At 65.4% G+C, this 17,007-nt stretch carries 15 protein-coding genes; 7 read left to right on the top strand and 8 right to left on the bottom strand.

Annotation, left to right across the window (positions count from 1 at the left end; genetic code table 11):
* Window positions 1-31 precede the first annotated feature (31 nt).
* Both JQ572_RS31915 and JQ572_RS31910 read right to left on the bottom strand, forming a co-directional pair.
* The gene (locus JQ572_RS31915) at window positions 32-688 is read right to left on the bottom strand and encodes a DsbA family protein (RefSeq protein WP_211386808.1); all 657 of its coding nucleotides are present in this window, start codon (window positions 686-688) and stop codon (window positions 32-34) included.
* A 136-nt stretch (window positions 689-824) separates the two neighbouring features.
* Window positions 825-1,316 (bottom strand): DUF721 domain-containing protein, encoded by a 492-nt coding sequence (locus tag JQ572_RS31910; RefSeq protein ID WP_211386807.1) that lies wholly within the window; start codon window positions 1,314-1,316, stop codon window positions 825-827.
* Between the two features lie 122 nt (window positions 1,317-1,438).
* On the opposite strand from JQ572_RS31910, the gene mutY reads away from it, so the two are divergent.
* The gene (mutY, locus tag JQ572_RS31905; RefSeq protein ID WP_211386806.1) at window positions 1,439-2,536 is read left to right on the top strand and encodes an A/G-specific adenine glycosylase; all 1,098 of its coding nucleotides are present in this window, start codon (window positions 1,439-1,441) and stop codon (window positions 2,534-2,536) included.
* Window positions 2,537-2,542: 6 nt separating this feature from the next.
* Here mutY and JQ572_RS31900 read toward each other — a convergent pair whose 3' ends face one another.
* The gene (locus tag JQ572_RS31900) at window positions 2,543-4,288 is read right to left on the bottom strand and encodes a sensor domain-containing diguanylate cyclase (RefSeq protein WP_211386805.1); all 1,746 of its coding nucleotides are present in this window, start codon (window positions 4,286-4,288) and stop codon (window positions 2,543-2,545) included.
* A 244-nt stretch (window positions 4,289-4,532) separates the two neighbouring features.
* Here JQ572_RS31900 and JQ572_RS31895 point away from each other — a divergent pair, with 244 nt between their 5' ends.
* Window positions 4,533-4,952 carry a PaaI family thioesterase gene (locus JQ572_RS31895; protein WP_211386804.1) on the top strand — a complete coding sequence of 140 codons (420 nt, stop codon included), beginning with the start codon at window positions 4,533-4,535 and terminating at the stop codon, window positions 4,950-4,952.
* Between the two features lie 82 nt (window positions 4,953-5,034).
* Here the strand turns inward: JQ572_RS31895 and JQ572_RS31890 are convergent, their stop codons facing one another.
* Window positions 5,035-6,315, bottom strand: a complete 1,281-nt coding sequence (locus JQ572_RS31890) for a flavin-dependent oxidoreductase (protein WP_211386803.1) — start codon at window positions 6,313-6,315, stop codon at window positions 5,035-5,037.
* Window positions 6,316-6,443: 128 nt separating this feature from the next.
* Here JQ572_RS31890 and JQ572_RS31885 point away from each other — a divergent pair, with 128 nt between their 5' ends.
* On the top strand, window positions 6,444-7,064 hold the full coding sequence (locus tag JQ572_RS31885) for a glutathione S-transferase family protein (RefSeq protein WP_211386802.1): 621 nt from the start codon (window positions 6,444-6,446) through the stop codon (window positions 7,062-7,064).
* Between the two features lie 83 nt (window positions 7,065-7,147).
* Here JQ572_RS31885 and JQ572_RS31880 read toward each other — a convergent pair whose 3' ends face one another.
* On the bottom strand, window positions 7,148-8,068 hold the full coding sequence (locus tag JQ572_RS31880; RefSeq protein ID WP_211386801.1) for a LysR family transcriptional regulator: 921 nt from the start codon (window positions 8,066-8,068) through the stop codon (window positions 7,148-7,150).
* A gap of 93 nt (window positions 8,069-8,161) precedes the next feature.
* Between JQ572_RS31880 and JQ572_RS31875 the strand changes: the two genes are divergently transcribed.
* The 4 genes from JQ572_RS31875 (at window position 8,162) to JQ572_RS31860 (ending at window position 14,225) form a co-directional block, all read left to right on the top strand.
* Window positions 8,162-8,605, top strand: coding sequence for a nuclear transport factor 2 family protein (locus JQ572_RS31875; protein ID WP_211386800.1), 444 nt, complete (start codon window positions 8,162-8,164; stop codon window positions 8,603-8,605).
* A gap of 198 nt (window positions 8,606-8,803) precedes the next feature.
* On the top strand, window positions 8,804-9,388 hold the full coding sequence (locus JQ572_RS31870; protein ID WP_211386799.1) for a biliverdin-producing heme oxygenase: 585 nt from the start codon (window positions 8,804-8,806) through the stop codon (window positions 9,386-9,388).
* Window positions 9,385-11,931: an HWE histidine kinase domain-containing protein gene (locus JQ572_RS31865; RefSeq protein ID WP_211386798.1), complete on the top strand. Its 2,547-nt coding sequence runs from the start codon at window positions 9,385-9,387 to the stop codon at window positions 11,929-11,931. Before JQ572_RS31870 ends, JQ572_RS31865 begins: the two co-directional genes overlap by 4 nt.
* Before the next feature lie 284 nt (window positions 11,932-12,215).
* Window positions 12,216-14,225: a methyl-accepting chemotaxis protein gene (locus JQ572_RS31860; protein WP_211386797.1), complete on the top strand. Its 2,010-nt coding sequence runs from the start codon at window positions 12,216-12,218 to the stop codon at window positions 14,223-14,225.
* A gap of 51 nt (window positions 14,226-14,276) precedes the next feature.
* On the opposite strand, the gene JQ572_RS31855 is transcribed toward JQ572_RS31860, so the two are convergent.
* The 3 genes from JQ572_RS31855 to JQ572_RS31845 form a co-directional block, all read right to left on the bottom strand.
* On the bottom strand, window positions 14,277-14,963 hold the full coding sequence (locus tag JQ572_RS31855) for a glutathione S-transferase family protein (RefSeq protein WP_211386796.1): 687 nt from the start codon (window positions 14,961-14,963) through the stop codon (window positions 14,277-14,279).
* Window positions 14,964-15,093: 130 nt separating this feature from the next.
* Complete coding sequence (locus tag JQ572_RS31850; protein WP_211386795.1) at window positions 15,094-15,420, bottom strand: hypothetical protein; 327 nt, start codon at window positions 15,418-15,420, stop codon at window positions 15,094-15,096.
* Window positions 15,421-15,541: 121 nt separating this feature from the next.
* Window positions 15,542-16,672, bottom strand: coding sequence for a site-specific DNA-methyltransferase (locus tag JQ572_RS31845; RefSeq protein ID WP_283814105.1), 1,131 nt, complete (start codon window positions 16,670-16,672; stop codon window positions 15,542-15,544).
* Window positions 16,673-17,007 lie beyond the last annotated feature (335 nt).

The raw sequence follows: 17,007 nt of genomic DNA, 5'->3' as shown, positions 1-17,007 counted from the left end.
AGATGCGCGAATCAGGATTGTGGCGTGCGAATCAGCTCTTGAGCAGCGGATTGATCTTCTTGGCGAATTCCTCGAACGAGGTTTCGCCCTTGATCTTCTCGCCATTGACGAAGAACGTCGGCGTCGAATCCACCTTCAAGACCTCGCTGGCATATTTCTGGTCGGCGGCGATCTTGTCGAGCAGCGCCTGATCCTTCAGGCAGGCCTCGACCTGCTGCTGGGTGAGGCCGGCCTGCTTGCCGATCCGCGTCAGGGTCTCGGTGGTGTTCTTCATCACCCAGTCGCTCTGCTGGCGGAACAGCATGTCGGTGACCGCGAAGTATTTCGGCGCGTCGTCCTTGGCGATGCAGCGCGACAGCATCGAGCCGGCGGCGGCTTTGATGTCGAGCGGGAACTCGCGGAAGATGTAACGCACCTTGCCGGTGTCGATGTATTCCGACTTGATCTTCGGGAACACCTGCTCGTTGAACGCCGCACAGTGCGGGCAGGTCATCGAGGCGTATTCGGTGATGGTGACGGCGGCATCCTTCGAGCCGAGCATCATGTCGGGGAGCGACACCGGCTTGGCGACATCGGTGGCGGCCTGCGCCATTGCTTTGGAGATGAACCGCAGCGGCGAGAGCCCGGCGAGCGCGGCAAGCCCGGTCAGCGACAGCATCGTGGTGAAGGCGCGGCGGGTGATGGTCAAGGTCGGCTCCCGAATTGGCGTGGTCTCGCCCAGGGATCCCAACAAGGTCCTCCGGGCGGCCTGTCGCTAGCTTGAAACGACGTTTGAGGCAATGGCGAGCGGCGAGGGCGGGTCCAGATTAGCGGCGGAATGAGGCTCAATTTCGCTTGATGGCAGCCCCGAGCCGCGCCAGCGCCGACTTGAGCTGTTCATCTTCGATGTCGCCCAGGCTCCCCGCCACCTCCGCCACCGATTTGGCGTCCGGCGGGCCGGGACGGACCGGTCGCCGGGCGCGCGACAGCGGAGCCTGACGGAACGCCAGCTTGCCGACCGCGCTCCAGCCGAAGAAGCGGTTGACCCGCTCTAGGATGACGTCGGCGGAGTGCTGGATCTCCAGCGCCATCGGGCCTTCGACCCGCAGCACCAGCGTCGCCGGCTCCTGCGGCTGGCCCTCGACCGGCCGCGGCCATTGCATCTTCAGGGGCTCGGCATGGGCCGCGATCTCGGGTCCTGCGATCTGCGCCCAGCGCGTCACCAGCTCGCGCGCGGCAAAACCCTGCTTGGCATAGGCCTCGGCAAAGACGTCGTCGAGCAGGACCGCGAGCGGCTTGGCGCTGATGGGACCGGGTTTGGGGGGAAACTTCGACATGGACTCTTATAGCACTTCGGCGCGCGGACCACAGGCTCGTGGGGGCGAAGAAAAGCGTGGATGCCGGCGGCGAGCGCGGGCATGACGTGGAGAGATCGGTGCGACGCCGCTACAGTGACAGCATGAGCCCCAAAGCCGCCCTGAAGGCAAAATCGGAACCTCCTCAGCCGGGGAGCACGGCACGCCCGCAGGCGCTCCTCCAATGGTACGACCGCCACCGCCGCCGGTTGCCCTGGCGCGCCGCGCCCGGGGAGGCCTCGGACGCGTATCGAGTCTGGCTGTCGGAGATCATGCTCCAGCAGACCACGGTGAAGGCGGTCGGCCCTTACTTCGAAAAATTCGTCGCGCGCTGGCCGGATGTCGCGGCGCTGGGGCGGGCCTCGCAGGACGACGTGCTGCGGATGTGGGCCGGGCTCGGCTATTACTCTCGCGCGCGAAACCTTTATGCCTGCGCGGTCGCTGTGACGCGCGAGCACGGCGGCGTGTTTCCCGATACCGAGGAAGGCCTGCGCGCGCTGCCGGGGATCGGGCCCTACACGGCGGCGGCGATCGCGGCGATTGCCTTCGACCGCCGCACCATGCCGGTCGACGGCAATATCGAGCGGGTGGTGTCGCGCCTGTTCGCGGTCGAGGAGGAATTGCCGCAGGCAAAGCCGCGGATCCAGCAATTGGCGGCAACTCTGCTTGGCGACTCTCGCGCCGGCGACAGCGCGCAGGCATTGATGGATCTCGGCGCCTCGATCTGCACGCCGAAGAAGCCGGCCTGCTCGCTGTGCCCGTTGAACGAGGACTGCACGGCGCTCGCACAGGGAACGCAGGAGACCTTTCCGCGCAAGGCGCCGAAGAAAAGCGGGACGCTGCGGCGCGGCGCCGCCTTCGTCGTGACGCGCGGCGACGAGTTGCTCGTCCGCTCAAGGCCCGAAAAAGGCCTGCTCGGCGGCATGACCGAAGTGCCGGGTTCGGACTGGCTGGCCGGCCAAGACGACGCCCGGGCAAAACGGCAGGCGCCCGCGCTGAAGGGGCTGTCGCGCTGGCAGCGCAAGGTGGGCGTGGTCACCCACGTCTTCACGCATTTTCCGCTGGAGCTGGTGGTCTACAGGGCGAGGGCCGAGGCGCGCACGCGCGCGCCGGAAGGCATGCGCTGGGTGCCGGTCGCGACCCTTGCCGGCGAAGCGCTGCCCAACGTCATGCGCAAGGTGATCGCGCACGCGCTGGGCTGAAAATCGTCAGGCGGCGCGCGCGGCGCGCTCGTCTTCCGCCGGCATCAGGAAGATGCGGTTGCGCCCCGTTTTCTTGGCGACATAGAGGCCCTGATCGGCGCGCTCGATGACGTCCTGGACGTCGCGGTCGCTCTCGTCGAACAGCGCGAGCCCGACGGACACGGTGACGGGGATGACGGTGTCGCCATGGCGCACCGTCGCGCTCTCGATCGACGTCCTGATGCGATCGGCCAGCAGCACGGCGGTCTCCTGGTCGATCTCGCGCAAGAGCACCACGAACTCCTCGCCGCCGAAGCGGGCCGCCTTGTCGGTGGTCCGGATCGACTGGCTGATGATCTCGGCGATGCTCTTGATCGCGTCGTCGCCGGCGGCGTGGCCATGGCTGTCGTTGATCTTCTTGAAATGATCGATGTCGATCATCAAGGTCGCCATGTTGCGCTTGTAGCGGCGACAGAACGCCACCGCGTCGTCGGCGACGGCCAGGAACGAGCGGCGGTTCATCAGGCCGGTCATGAAATCGGTGTCGGCGAGCTGGCGCAGCTTCAGCAGGTCTTCCTGGAGCTGCATCGCGTTCTCGGTCGCGCGCAATTCGGCCTCCTTGGTGCGCTCCTCGGCAAGGCCGATGCGGCGCAGCAGCGAGCGCAGGGCGCGCGAGAGCTGGACGACTTCGGCAGAACCGCTCTGCCGCGCCAGCATGGTCGGACCGTGTGCGCGCCCGATGCGGTCCGCTTCCTGCGTGATGGCGATGATCGGGGCGGCGATCCGGCGCGAGACCAGCATGGCCAGCGACAGCGCAATCACGGCGGTGACGACGCCGATCGCCAGGATCGTCTGCGCCGACGAGATCGCCGTCGCCAGCGCTACGCTCGCCGGCTGGCTCGCGGTGACGATCCAGTTCAGCCCCTGATAATCGCGATAGCCGCTGCCGACGTGGAACGCCGTCAGGGTCTGCCGTCCCTCCGTCGTTTCGCGGAAGGTGCCGTCGCGGGCCTTCAAAATGCCGGTAAGCTCGTCGCCGCCATAACGGATGGTTTCCTGTCGAGGCCCGACCAGGACCATTCCGCCCTTGCTCAGGATCGAGAGCCGGGTGTCGGTGTTGCCGTCATTGGCTTCGACGTCCTTGATCAAATTGCTGGCCCAATTCCAGTCCAGATGCCCGCCGAGCACGCCGAGCAGCCGGCCGGAGGCGTCACGTACGGGAACGGCGATGTCGACGAAGCGATAAGGCTCGTTGTTGGCGCGCTGCGTCAGCAGCGAGGCCAACAGCATGGCCTCGTGCACGTCGCCAACGGCAATTCTCTCGAGACCTTGCTTGAACCAGGGGCGGGCGGCCACGGATTTGCCTTGCAGCAGGCCGCCGGTTGAGGCCACGACGTTGCCGTCGAGATCGGCAAACCCGATCCAGGTGAAATCGAAGGAGTGCTGGAGCGCCTCGAGCGCGCTGCGCAATTCATCGGGATTCCCCTGCCACAGCCGCTGCATCGGCTCGAGCTCCGCGAACAGCTTCATCTCCTGCTGCCGCGTCGCCATGAAGCGGTCGAGCCGGGCGGAGGTGCTGGACGCGATCCCGGCAAGGTTGCTCTCGATAAGGGAGGCAGTGTGCTTGTAGCTGATGAGAGCTGCGCCGGCGGCGAGCGTGCCCACCAGCACGATGGACATCGCGGCGAGGGCCGCAGCGATCTGCGTCCGAACGGTCAGTCGATCTTCGATCGCGTGCAGGCGATCTGCTGCCCGCTGCAAAAGGGCTCTCATGGAAGGCTCCGGTTTCGCCGCCGCTTGTCCCATGAGGTAACTTCCAACCGCTTACCGGCGGATAGGCCAATTGGATCGTATTGAATCGGTCGTGAAAACGCTTGGTTGAAGTGTGCTTAACGGGGTGCGGAATGCCTTGAATCCGTGCAATTTTCCGTAGTTCCCTGGAGCGATGCGGCGTGGCGCTGCTGCCACCATGGTGTCAGCAGGCCTGATCTATTGGTTGGCCGCACCGGAGGTTTGCATGGTCAAGACCGCGCTCGACAACTTTCCAAGGCCACCCTGCGCCGAGCTGCTCGGATGGCGCCTGCTCGATGCCCGCCCCCAGGAAGGCTGGATCAAGCTCGCCTTCGACGGCAAGCCGGAGTTCTGCAATCCGGCCGGATTCATCCAGGGCGGCATGCTCTCGGCCATGCTCGACGACACGATGGGCCCCGCCGTGCTGGTGATGAGCGAGGGCCGACTCTACACCACCACCATCAGCATGACCGTGAATTTCCTGGCCCCCGCAAAGCCCGGACCGATCATCGGCGAGGCCAGGGTGACGCAGCTCGGCAAGACGATTGCGTTCGTCGAGGCCAGGCTGACGGCGGAAGACGGGACTCTGCTGGCGACGGCAAGCGCCACCGAGCGATTGCTCGAAGCGGCGAGGGTGGTGCGGTGAGGCGAGCACCGGTCTCTCGCTCCCTCGCCCCGTTCTTACGGGGAGAGGTGAAGAGGACCCCGCGGCTCGACGGGCGGCTTGCTCAACCGCCCGCCCGCTTCGCACCCGCGCTCACGATCGCAGGCTTCGCATTCAGCGCCTCGACCTGGAAGCCGGCGACGCGCTTGTAGTTGGCAGCGATGTCTTCCAGCTCCTTCTGCGACAGCACGTCGGTGACGACCTCGAAGCCGTCGGGCGCGCGCTCCTCGACGAGCTGCATCACCTGCTCAGGCCCGTTCTTGCGGTTGAGCAGCACGAGGTCCGTGGTCGCCGGGCGCCGCTCGGCCTCATACGCAAGCAGGGCGGCCTGCGTCGGCCCGTGCGTCAGGATCTCGCGGGTGATGGTGCGGGCATCGAGGATCGCCTGGGACGCGCCGTTGGAGCCGATCGGATACATCGGATGTGCGGCATCGCCCATCAGCGTGACGCGCCCAAAGGTCCATTGCGACACCGGATCGCGGTCGACCAGCGGATATTCATAGGCGTGCGGGCAGTTCTTGATCAGGCCGGGCACATCGAGCCAGTCGAACTGCCAGCTCTCGAACCAGGGCAGAAACTCCTCCAGCCGCGCGGTGCGGTTATAGTCCTCGCGACGCCATTGATAGGTCGGGGGCATGTGGCGCTCGGCGACCCAGTTGATCAGATGATTGCCCGCCGCATCCGGCTGCTTCGAAATCGGGTAGCAGACGAATTTCAGGATCTCATGCCCGGCCATGATCATGGTGCGGCCGGTAAGGAACGCCTTTGCCGGCGTGACGCCGCGCCAGAGGATGCGGCCGTTCCAGATCGGTGGGCCTTCGTTGGGATAGAGTTTTTCGCGCGCGGCGGAATGGATGCCGTCGGCCGCGATCAGGATGGTGCCGTCGTAGGTCCCGGCGGCCTTGCCGGTCGCCCTGTCGATGAAATCGGCGCGCACGCCGTCAGCGGTTTCGCTCCAGCCGGTCAGATGATGGCTGGTCAGGATGTTGTCGCGGCCGAGGCGTTCGACTGCGGCGTCGAGCAGGAGTTGCTGGAGCGTGCCGCGATGGATCGAAAACTGCGGCCATTTATAACCGGCCTCCAGCCCGCGCGGCTCGCTCCAGATCGGCTTGCCGCGCTTGGAGAAGTAGGCGAGCTCCCGGGTGCGCACGCCGCTGGCGTCGAGCTTGTCCATCAGCCCGAGCTCGATCAGCTCGCGCACCGCGTGCGGCAGCACGTTGATGCCGACGCCGAGCGGCCTCAGCTCGGCGACGCTCTCGAACACTTTTACGGGAACGCCGATTCCGTGCAGGCTGAGCGCAAGCGTCAGCCCGCCGATGCCGCCACCGGCGATGAGTACCGTCATGACAAAACCCCTCCGACCGCGAGCGTCTTGGCACAGGCGGGCGGATGTGGGCAACTGCGAAGAGAATGTCGTGCTATGGACCTGAAGGCCCGCAGCCGTTAGTTTCCAATTTTCCCATGAGGTCCGACATGCTCAAGCTCTACTACGCCACCGGCACCTGCGCGCTCGCCACCTACATGGCCCTGGAGGAGGCCGGCGCCGACTACACGGCTGAACGGCTCAGCTTCAAGGACAACCAGCAGACCAGCCCGGACTATCTCGCGATCAACCCGAAGGGCCGCGTGCCGGCCCTGGTGACCGACCGTGGCGTCCTCACCGAGACGCCGGCGATGCTGGCCTATATCGCGCAGACCTTCCCCAAGGCGAAACTCGCGCCGCTCGACGATCCCTTCGACTTCGCCCAGGTGCAATCGTTCAACTCCTATCTCTGCTCGACCGTGCACATCAACCATGCGCACAAGATGCGTGGCGCGCGCTGGGCGACGCAAGAGAGCTCGTTCGCCGACATGAAGGCGATGATCCCGAAGACCATGGGCGCCTCCTTCTCCTTGATCGAGCAGAAGATGTTCAAGGGACCGTGGGTGATGGGCGATCAGTTCACGATTTGCGATCCCTATCTCCATACGATCTCGCACTGGCTCGAAGGCGACAGCGTCGACATCAACGCGACACCAAAGATCGCCGATCATTTCAAGCGCATGTCCGAGCGCCCCGCCGTGCGCAAGGTGATGGACGCCCAGAAGGCGTAAGAGCGCGGCCGCATATTCCCCTGTCGTCCCGGGCAAGCGTAAGCGCAGACCCGGGACGACACCATTTGCTTTGAAGCTGCGTCCTACCCAGCACGCCCCTTCTTCTCCAGCTCCCGTCCTGTTTCCAGCATCAGCCGCCGCAGCCAGATCGAGCCGGGGTCCATCTGCGCGCGGGTCGGATGGAACATGAACTGCTCGTCGATGCCGGGGTCGAGCGGCGGCGTCACCGTGACGAGGCCGAGCTGCTTCGACAGCGCCGCGATCAGCCGGCGCGGCACGAAGGCGACGAGGTCGGTGCGGGCGGCGACGTGCAGCGCCTCCAGATAGCCCGACACCACCAGCGAAATGTGCCGCTCGATGCCCTTGCTGCGCAGCCAGGTGTCGATCAGATCCTCGGGCTGGCCACGGATGATCACGCCGACATGGCGCGCGGCCAGGAAGGTTTCGCGCCGCTTCAGCTTCGCGCCCATGGGATGGCCGCGCCGCACCGCCAGTGCATCGCCGTCGGTGCAGAGCAATTGGCGGTGAAACCCCTTGAAGGCGTTGCCGATCGAGATCACGAGGTCGATGGTGCGGGCGAACTCGGCGTGGAAGATGGCCGGTCCCCGCCAAGGCACGACGTCGATGCGGACGTTGGGTGCGAGGCGCGTCACCTTCTCCATCAAGGGCGGCATCAACAGCTCCACCGCGAGATCCGGCATCATCAGCCGGAATTGCCGTTCGCTGCGTGCGGCGTCGAAATCATCCGGCACGAACAGCCCGCGCACCTGGTCGAGCGCCTGTGCCAGCGGCGTGCGCAGCGCTTGTGCCCGCGGGGTCAGCTCCATCCGCGCGCCGGTACGCACCAGCAGCGGGTCGCCGAAAATGTCGCGCAGGCGCTGCAGCGCGTGGCTCGCTGCCGGCTGCGACAGCCCGATCCGCAACGCGGCGCGGCTGACATTGGCCTCGCGCAGCAGCGCGTCGAGTGCGGTGAGGAGGTTGAGGTCAAGCGAATTCAAATTCATGAGGCGAATAGATATCATATCCTCTATCGATTTGAAGAATTCTCATCTCGCCGCGATGATCTCCCCGCGATGCCACCACAAGGAGATGCCGCCATGAGCGCGAGCGCCAACAAGCAACTGATGCAGGATATCTTTGCCGCTGCCGCCAGCCCCGATCCGTCCGTGCGCGACCGCGCTTTGTTCACCGCAAGCCTGGCCGACGACGCCAAATGGGTCGTGACCGGTCAATATTCATGGTCGCGCACGTTCGCGGGCAAGGAGGCGATCCTCAACGATCTGCACGGCTATGTGCGCACCCGCCTTCGCGACCGCACGCGCACGGTCGCCCATCGCTTCATCGCCGACGGCGACATCGTCGTGGTGGAAGCCAAGGGCGACAACGTCACGCCCGAGGACGTCCGCTACGACAACGACTATTGTCTGGTGTTTCGCCTTGAGGACGGCAAGATCAAGGAGATCCGCGAGTATTGCGACTCGATCCTGACCGAGAAGGCGCTGGGTCCTTTTCCGCAGGCAACGGTGAGGGCCGCGGGCTGACCCGATTGAACGACGTCGCGTCCGCCAGCCGATTTTGTCCGTCGCAGCCAGCGATGGTCGTGCGGGCCAGAGGAGTGGGCGCGAGCCGTCCTTCTTATGCCCGGTTTTTCCGGAGCTGGCGGAACCTTTGGATTCCCCCTGCGTTCCTTCGGCTCCGGGGCAATCGCGCGCCGGCTTTGCGCGCGTTTTGGGAATTTCATGCTGGCTGGGGCTTCGGACGTTTCGACACAGGTGGGCCGCAGCTTTCCCGGACTCCGCGAACGACTGAGAGATGAGACGGCTGCTGCGCACCGCGAGCTCGATGCGCAGCTTTCGTCGTTCGATCTCACCGTCTTTTCCGGCTACCGCCGCTTTCTGCAAGCCAGCGCCGGCGCGCTGCTGCCGCTCGAAGCCGCGCTCGACGAGGCCGGCGTTGCCCGGATGTTTCCGGACTGGCCGGAGCGGGTGCGCAGGGCCGCCATTGCGGCCGACCTCGGGCGGCTCGGCAGCGCCGTGCAATCCACCGTGTCGGTGCCGCCGCTGACGCGCAGTGGTGTGCTGGGCACCATGTACGTGCTGGAGGGCTCCCGGCTCGGGGCCAAGTTCCTGCTGAAGACGGTTGCGGATGCGGGCGATCCACGCATCGGCGAGGCCACCGCCTACCTCAATCACGGCGCCGGCAAGCGGCTCTGGCAGAGCTTTCTGGCAAGGCTCGCCAGCGAGGTGGCCTGCGACCAGGAAGAAGTGATCGAGGCGGCCCGCATCGCCTTCGCCGCGTTCGAGCAGGCGGCAGACCGGGCATGAACGAGGCCGTCAATCTCACCAATTGCGATCGCGAGCCGATCCACATTCCCGGCAGCGTGCAGCCGTTCGGCTTCCTGCTTACGGTGCTGTCGGATTTCACGATCTGCATGGCATCGGGCAACGTCGCGAGTTTTCTCGGCACTGACGCCGCCGACCTGCTGCAGCGACCGCTGTCGAGCGTCATCTCGGAAGCCGCCGTCGAGACCATTCGCAGCCGCGTCGACCATCTGAGCGGGCCGGACGCGACCGAACGCGTGTTCGGCGTCGAGCTCCGGTCGGGCAAGCCGCCTTTTGATCTCTCGATCCATTTTTCCGGCGCCTATCTGGTCGTGGAAGCCGAGCCGAGCGTCATCGAGCCCGGCGTCAATTCCGGCGAGCTCGTGCGCCTGATGCTGGAGCGGATCCGCAAGACGCGCGGCATGAACGAGCTCGCTCGGGAGGCCGCGCGGCAGCTCAAGGTGCTGACCGGTTTCGACCGCGTCATGGTCTATCAGTTTCATCCGGACGGATCGGGCGAGGTGATCGCGGAGGCTGCGGAAGCGGGGCTCGAACGGTTTCTCGGCCTGCATTATCCGGCGTCGGACATCCCGAGGCAGGCCCGCGTTCTCTATCAGCGCAACTGGCTGCGCATCATCGCGGACATCGATGCGCAGCCGGCCGCGCTGGTGTCGACGGCCACGCACAATGCGGCGCTGCTCGATCTCTCGATGAGCGTACTGCGCTCGGTGTCGCCGATCCACATCGAATATCTGCGCAACATGGGCGTCGGCGCCTCGATGTCGGTGTCGATCCTGCGTGACGGCAAGCTGTGGGGCCTGTTCGCTTGCCATCATTATTCGCCGCGCTACATCTCGTTCGAGAAGCGCACGGCATCAGAGCTGTTCGGGCAGATGTTCTCCTGGATCGTGGAGGGTCGCGAGCGCGAGGGCGACGTCGCCTACGAGACACGCGCCCACCAGGTGCAGGAGCGGCTGATCGAGACCGCGGCCCTGCACGAGCACAGCCGGCGCGCGATCGTCGATTTCCTCGGCGACTACGGGAACATGATCGATTGCGACGGCGTGGCGGTGTGGTCCGACAACAGGATTGCGCTTCAGGGCGAGACGCCGACCGAGGATGAGGTGAAGGAACTCGTTGCCTTCATCAACCGGACCACGCCGGGACGGATCTTCGCCAGCGCCGAGATCGCCAAGGTCTATGCCGCCGGCCAGTCCTTTCGCGACCGCGCGGCGGGCTTTCTCGCCATCCCGATCTCGCGCACGCCGCGCGATTGCCTGATCTTCTTCCGTCGCGAGGTCACACGCTCCGTCAATTGGGCCGGCGATCCCAACAAGGTCTACGACCAGGGTCCGAACGGGCCGCGCCTCACGCCGCGCAAGAGTTTCGAGCTGTGGCAGGAGACGGTGGCGGGCCAGTCCAAGCCGTGGTCGTCGGCCGACATCCGTATCGCCGAGAGCCTGCGGGTGACGCTGCTCGAGGTGATCCTGCAACTGTCCGATCTTGCCGCGCGCGAGCGGCGCGGCGCGCAGGAGCGGCAGGAGTTGATGATCGCCGAACTCAATCACCGCGTTCGCAACATCCTGAGCCTCGTCCGCGCTCTGGTGGCGCAGAGCAAGGACACCGCGGCCAGCGTCGAGGAGTTCGCCGGCGTGCTCGGCGGCCGCATCCAGGCCCTCGCCCGCGCTCACGACCAGATCACCAATCTGAACTGGGCGCCTGTCGCGTTGCGCTCGCTCCTCGAATCCGAGGCCGGCGCCTATCTGGGCGCGCGCGCAGACCGGGTGAAGATCGGCGGACCCGACGTAGCGCTCGATCCCAGGGCGTTCGCGACGCTGGCCCTCGTCGTGCACGAGATGATGACCAATTCCGCCAAATACGGCGCACTCGCCGATTCCACCGGCAGCGTCGAGGTGGCCTGGCGCCTCGATCCGTCGTCGAGCCTCGTCATCGACTGGAAGGAGAGCGGCGGCCCCCCGGTGCAGCCGCCGTCGCGGCGCGGCTTCGGGACCACGATCATCGAGCGCTCGGTCCCGTTCGACCTCAAGGGCGAAGCCGAAATCCGCTTCGACCTGCTGGGCGTGCAAGCGACGTTCATCATTCCCCCCAACTTCGTCCAACTCGTGTCATCAATCGCAGGAGCCGCCATGCGCATCGAAGAGCAGCAATCGTCCCGCCCGCGGATTTCCGACACGGCGCTGATCGTCGAGGACAATCTGATCATCGCGATGGCGGCGGAGGTCATCCTGCTCGACCTCGGCGCCCGCCACGTCGACACCGCCGCGAGCGTCGACCAGGCGCTGCGCTCGATCGAGCGCATGCGCCCGAGCTTTGCTCTGCTCGACCTCAACCTCGGCAGCGAGAGCAGCATCCGGGTGGCGCAGAAGCTCAAGGAGATCGGCGTGCCCTTCATCTTCGCGACCGGCTATGGCGAGCGCGCCCCGATTCCGGTGGAGCTGGCTTCGGCGCCTGTGGTTCAGAAGCCGTACACGCTGGAAGTGGTCGAGAACGCGCTCGGCAAATTGCAGCGAGAGAGCGCGCAATAGCCATTCGTCAGGCAACGCATGCTTTCAGGCAACGCATGCAGGACCCTGCATGCCGCCGCGGGCCACACCGCAATCTGTGCATGGCTGCCGATAAAATCAGCAGATTTCGGCGGGCGGATGCATTCGCACGCGAAAAATTGGAAGGTTCAATTAACAAGTGTCCCCCATTGTGCCGCGGTGCAGCGTGGGTCGCATGGATGCGACGCGCGGCTGCCAGGGTGGCCGGTGACGATCGCCGGACGTTCGGCCGCTCGAAGTGACATGCATCTGGGTGGATAGTGGGAATGCCGAAGTTTCGTTTGCGGATCAGGGGACGCCTGTACGCAGGCTTCATGGCCCTGGTGGCGGTCGGTCTCGTGATGGCGGTGGTTGCCGTCTGGAATTTGCGGGAGGTCCAGGATCAGGTCGGGCGACAATCGGCGCTTTCGGACAGCACCGCGCGGGTGCTGGAGATTTCGACCCACCTTCAGGCCATCCAGCGCGCCAATTTGCGATACATCTACGACGCCAGCGAGCCCGCGATGAAGGAGGCCGCGGAGCGGGAGACCGCAGCTACCGAGTTGTTGCAGGTCGGGGCGAAGGGTACGCTGTCGCAGGAGCGGCGAAAGCTTTACGAGGGGCTCATCGGCGACATCGCCAGGATGCGGAGCCTGCGCGACAATCTGAGTGACGCCGTCAACGAGGCGAGAACGGGCAAGGCGACGCTGCTGCCGAGTGGCGACGAACTGACCGTCAAGATGGCCAAGCTGGTCGACACGGCGCGTGCGGCCGTCGACGAAGACACCGCGTCCCTCGTCGCGGACCTCGAATCCAGGCTGCTTCTCGTCCAGATCGCGAACTGGCGTTTCCTGGCCCTGCGCGACGTCAAGGGGCCCGCGAACTTCAGGACCAACGTCGACAGGGCGATGCAGCGGCTCACGGCGATCGAAAAGAGCCCGCAGGCGACGGAATTGCGGACCACGCTCACGCCGGTGAAGACCTCGCTCGGAATCTACAAATCCGCGTTCGAGACGACATCCGCTGCGATGCTTCAGGCCGACGAGATCTATCACAAGAACCTCGCGCCGCTCATCGTCGAGAGCATCGGCAAGCTCAAGGTCGCGGAAACCACCTTGAAGAAGGACTATAAGGACTCGCGCAGCAATGCCGAAGCCGTGATTGCCGGAACGACGTCGATCCAGGAGATCGCGGGCGGCCTCGCCGTCTTGTTCGGCGGCCTCGTCGCCGTGCTGATCGCCCGCAGCATCGTGGGTCCTCTGACCTCGATGACCCGGGCGATGGGACTGCTTGCCGGCGGCAATCTCGCGGTCGAAATACCCGGTCGCGGCAGGGCCGACGAGATCGGCGACATGGCGATGGCGATCCAGGTGTTCAAGGACAACATGGTCGAGACCGAGCGCATGCGCCACGAGCAGACCGAGGTCGAGGCGCGGCAGGCCGGGCAGCGCAAAGCCGACATGGTCAAGCTGGCCGACCAGTTCGAGCAGGCCGTCGGCGAGATCGTGAACACCGTGTCGTCGGCGTCGAACGAGCTCGAAGCCTCCGCCGGCACCCTGACCACGACCGCCTCGCGTGCCCAGGATCTGTCGACGGAAGTCGCCTCCGCATCGCAGGAAGCCACGGCAAACGTGCAGGCCGTTGCCTCGGCCACCGAACAGCTGTCCTCATCGGTGACGGAGATCGCGCGACAGGTGCAGGAGTCGGCCCGCATCGCCGGCGAAGCCGTCGGTCAGGCGAGCAGGACCAACGCGCGCGTCGGCGAGCTCTCCAAGGCCGCCGCCCGCATCGGTGACGTGGTCGAGCTGATCAGCACCATCGCCGGCCAGACCAACCTGCTGGCGCTGAACGCCACCATCGAGGCGGCGCGCGCGGGCGAAGCCGGCCGCGGCTTTGCCGTGGTGGCCTCGGAGGTCAAGGCTCTCGCCGAGCAGACCGCGAAGGCCACCGGCGAGATCGCTCAGCAGGTCTCCGGCATCCAGGCCGCGACGGAGGAATCGGTCGGTTCGATCAAGGAGATCAGCGGCACCATCGAGCGGCTGTCGGAAATCTCCTCGACGGTTGCCGCCGCCGTGGAAGAGCAGGGCGCGGCCACGCAGGAGATCTCCCGCAACGTCCAGCAGGCGGCCCGTGGCACGCAGCGCGTGTCGTCCAACATCGGTGACGTCCAGCGCGGCGCCTCCGAGACCGGTTCGGCCTCCTCGCAGGTGCTGTCGGCGGCGCGCTCGCTGTCGGCCGACAGCAACCGGTTGAAGCAGGAAGTCGCAAAATTCCTGAGCTCGGTCCACGCCGCGTAAAAGCAAAAGGCCACGCGCATGCGCGTGGCCTTCCAAAACAATCCAGTGCGATCAGGCGACCTTGGTCGTCATGTGCTTGAACATGTTGCCGCGGGCCTCGTCGTCCATCTCGGCCTTGAAGGTGAACTTGTCCTTCAGCGCGATCGCACGCGCCGCCGCCGGCCGCGCCGAGATCTCGTCGACCAGCCGCTTCACGTTCGGGTAGCGCGCAAAGGCCTCGTCGCCGAGCTTGAACGGCACCATCCGCGCCCAGCCCCACAGCGCCATGTCGACGATCGAATAGGCATCGCCGACCATGTAGCGGCGGCCTTCAAGGTGGCCGTCGAGGATCTTGTAGTGGCGATCGGTCTCGTACTGGTAGCGGTTATGGGCGTAGTCGTGGTTCTGGTCCTTCGGCGCAAAATGCTTGAAGTGCACGGCCTGGCCCGAATAGGGCCCGACACCGGTGGCGATGAACATCAGCCATGACAGCGTTTCGCCGCGAACGGCGGCCGCGGGCAGGAATTTTCCGGTCTTCTCGGCGAGGTAGAGCAGGATGGCGTTGCTGTCGAAAACAATGGTGCCGCCATCGTCGATCGCAGGCACCTTGGCGTTCGGATTGATTTTCAGGAATTCCGGCGTGAACTGCTCGCCCTTGCGGGTGTCGATCTTGACCGGCTCGAAGGGCAGACCGGACTCCTCGAGATAAAGCGCGACCTTGGTCGGGTTCGGCGATCCGTTGAAATAGAACTTGAGCATCGGGCATCTCCCCATTGTTGCCGGCCGAGAGCGAACGCAGCGTCACTGCCGCCGACGGCCTCTCTTGCCTGAACCTTGTCCGGGAGGGCAACCGGCGAGTTTGCCGGGCGGTATCTGCGCGCCGCGCAGATCAGCCGGCGTAACAAAGGCCGATCGCCGCCGTAATGACCATGGCCGCGCCCACGGCCTCCAGCCGCAGCCCGAGCCGCGCCGCCAGATGCATGTCGGAAGCCCGCGCCGCGCGCTCCGATCCCCGCGCATAGCCGTGAACGATGACGTCGTGATTGAAATTGTCGTGCGCCTCGTTGCTGCCGGCGAGCCCGACGCAGACCACCAGCACGCCGAACAAGGCGAGGCCGAAAAATCCCAATAGCGCGATCAGGAACATCGGAAACATGCCGACCAGGAAGATCGGCAGCAGCGGCACCAGCAGCAATGTTTCGGACTGTCGTCGCATGGGAGCCCGCCGGTCGGGACTGACCCGCTCAATCTAGTCCCGGCCGTCGCTTCATTCAAGGAGCCGCAGGGCGGGGCAAAGGCGCAAAGCGCCGTGCCCACCCTGCAAGATCGCGGAAAGCCTACCCTGCCGCCATGCCGGCACGGATCTCGGCGCGGAGCTCGTCGATCAGCTTGAGACCCTTCTTGGTCTCGACATGCCAGAAGGTCCAGCCGTTGCAGGCTTGCGCGCCTTGTGCGACCGCGCCCATGCGATGGATTGAGCCGACCTTGTCTCCCAGCATGATGGCGCCGTCGGCGCGCACGAGTGCGCCGAGCTTCTTCTTGGCGTCGAACAATTTCGTGCCGGGCATGATCATGCCGCGCTCGATCAGCTCGGAGAACGCCACCCGCGGCGCCTCGCGCGCGGTCATGAACGGGGCGAGGCTTGCTTCCGGCAGCGGCTCGACCGCGGCGATACGCGCTTCGGCAGCCTTGGCATAGGTCTTGTCGCGCTCGAACCCGATATAGGAGCGGCCGAGGCGCTTGGCGACAGCGCCGGTGGTGCCGGTGCCGTTGAAAGGATCGATCACGAGATCGCCGGGCTTGGAGGACGACAGCAGCACGCGCGCGAGCAGGCCTTCCGGCTTCTGCGTCGGATGCACTTTCTTGCCGTCGGCGCCCTTGAGACGCTCCTCGCCGGTGCAGAGCGGGATCAGCCAGTCGGACCGTGCCTGCACGTCCTCGTTGGCGGCCTTCAGCGCTTCGTAGTTGAACGTGTAGCCCTTGGCCTTCTCGTCGCGCGCGGCCCAGATCATGGTCTCGTGCGCGTTGGTGAAGCGGCGGCCACGGAAATTCGGCATCGGGTTGGTTTTGCGCCAGACGATGTCGTTCAGGAGCCAGAAGCCGAGGTCCTGCATGATCGCGCCGACGCGGAAGATGTTGTGATAGGAGCCGATCACCCAGATCGTCGCCGACGGCTTCATTGCGCGGCGGGCAGCGAGCAGCCACGCGCGGGTGAAATCGTCATAGGCGGAAAACGAATCGAACTTGTCCCAGTCGTCGTCGACGGCATCGACATGGGATTCGTCGGGGCGCTTGAGGTCGCCCTTGAGTTGGAGATTGTAGGGCGGATCGGCGAACACGAGGTCGACCGAACCAGCCTGAAGCTTCGACATCTCGGCGACGCAATCGCCGAGAATGATGCGATGCGCGGGAGACTCAAAATTTGTGCGGGGCGCCCTTGCAGACGCCCCGCGACGCGACTCTACCATGACTCAAGAACTCTGACTCAGGCGACGCTGTCGGCGACGCGGGACCAAACAACCGACTGACCGTTACATTGAAGCGGCAAAGTAAAAATCGACTTAACCCGCCGCTTTCGTGAGCAATTCTCGCATCGCGCGTGATGTGCGGTTTGTTGCGCGCAATCGCCGTGTTTTGCAGTGTATTTCGCGTGCCTTCGCGTTGCGGGAGCGGCCGGAGCGCAAAATGACTCCGGATTTCCCTCGGAAAAAAATGCACGACCCTCGGAAAAAATTGCTGGCATTGCCATGCTGTCGCACTAGGCAATAATTGCCGAGCGGGATATTGATTAACGCAATGGAAA

Source organism: Bradyrhizobium sp. SZCCT0153 (genome assembly GCF_018129995.1).
In the GTDB taxonomy this organism is placed as follows: domain Bacteria; phylum Pseudomonadota; class Alphaproteobacteria; order Rhizobiales; family Xanthobacteraceae; genus Bradyrhizobium; species Bradyrhizobium japonicum_G.
Note: the sequence above shows the minus strand (reverse complement) of the source record. Positions and strands in the feature narration are given on the sequence as shown.

Bases quoted from the DNA above. Each gene is read 5' to 3' on its own strand.
- JQ572_RS31865 (WP_211386798.1), top strand. From the start codon at position 9,385: ATGAACGAGGCCGTCAATCTCACCAATTGCGATCGCGAGCCGATCCAC.
- JQ572_RS31850 (WP_211386795.1), bottom strand. From the start codon at position 15,420: ATGCGACGACAGTCCGAAACATTGCTGCTGGTGCCGCTGCTGCCGATC.
- JQ572_RS31880 (WP_211386801.1), bottom strand. From the start codon at position 8,068: ATGAATTTGAATTCGCTTGACCTCAACCTCCTCACCGCACTCGACGCG.
- mutY (WP_211386806.1), top strand. From the start codon at position 1,439: ATGAGCCCCAAAGCCGCCCTGAAGGCAAAATCGGAACCTCCTCAGCCG.
- JQ572_RS31900 (WP_211386805.1), bottom strand. From the start codon at position 4,288: ATGAGAGCCCTTTTGCAGCGGGCAGCAGATCGCCTGCACGCGATCGAA.
- JQ572_RS31845 (WP_283814105.1), bottom strand. From the start codon at position 16,672: ATGGTAGAGTCGCGTCGCGGGGCGTCTGCAAGGGCGCCCCGCACAAAT.
- JQ572_RS31890 (WP_211386803.1), bottom strand. From the start codon at position 6,315: ATGACGGTACTCATCGCCGGTGGCGGCATCGGCGGGCTGACGCTTGCG.
- JQ572_RS31870 (WP_211386799.1), top strand. From the start codon at position 8,804: ATGCTGGCTGGGGCTTCGGACGTTTCGACACAGGTGGGCCGCAGCTTT.
- JQ572_RS31895 (WP_211386804.1), top strand. From the start codon at position 4,533: ATGGTCAAGACCGCGCTCGACAACTTTCCAAGGCCACCCTGCGCCGAG.
- JQ572_RS31875 (WP_211386800.1), top strand. From the start codon at position 8,162: ATGAGCGCGAGCGCCAACAAGCAACTGATGCAGGATATCTTTGCCGCT.
- JQ572_RS31885 (WP_211386802.1), top strand. From the start codon at position 6,444: ATGCTCAAGCTCTACTACGCCACCGGCACCTGCGCGCTCGCCACCTAC.
- JQ572_RS31860 (WP_211386797.1), top strand. From the start codon at position 12,216: ATGCCGAAGTTTCGTTTGCGGATCAGGGGACGCCTGTACGCAGGCTTC.
- JQ572_RS31910 (WP_211386807.1), bottom strand. From the start codon at position 1,316: ATGTCGAAGTTTCCCCCCAAACCCGGTCCCATCAGCGCCAAGCCGCTC.
- JQ572_RS31855 (WP_211386796.1), bottom strand. From the start codon at position 14,963: ATGCTCAAGTTCTATTTCAACGGATCGCCGAACCCGACCAAGGTCGCG.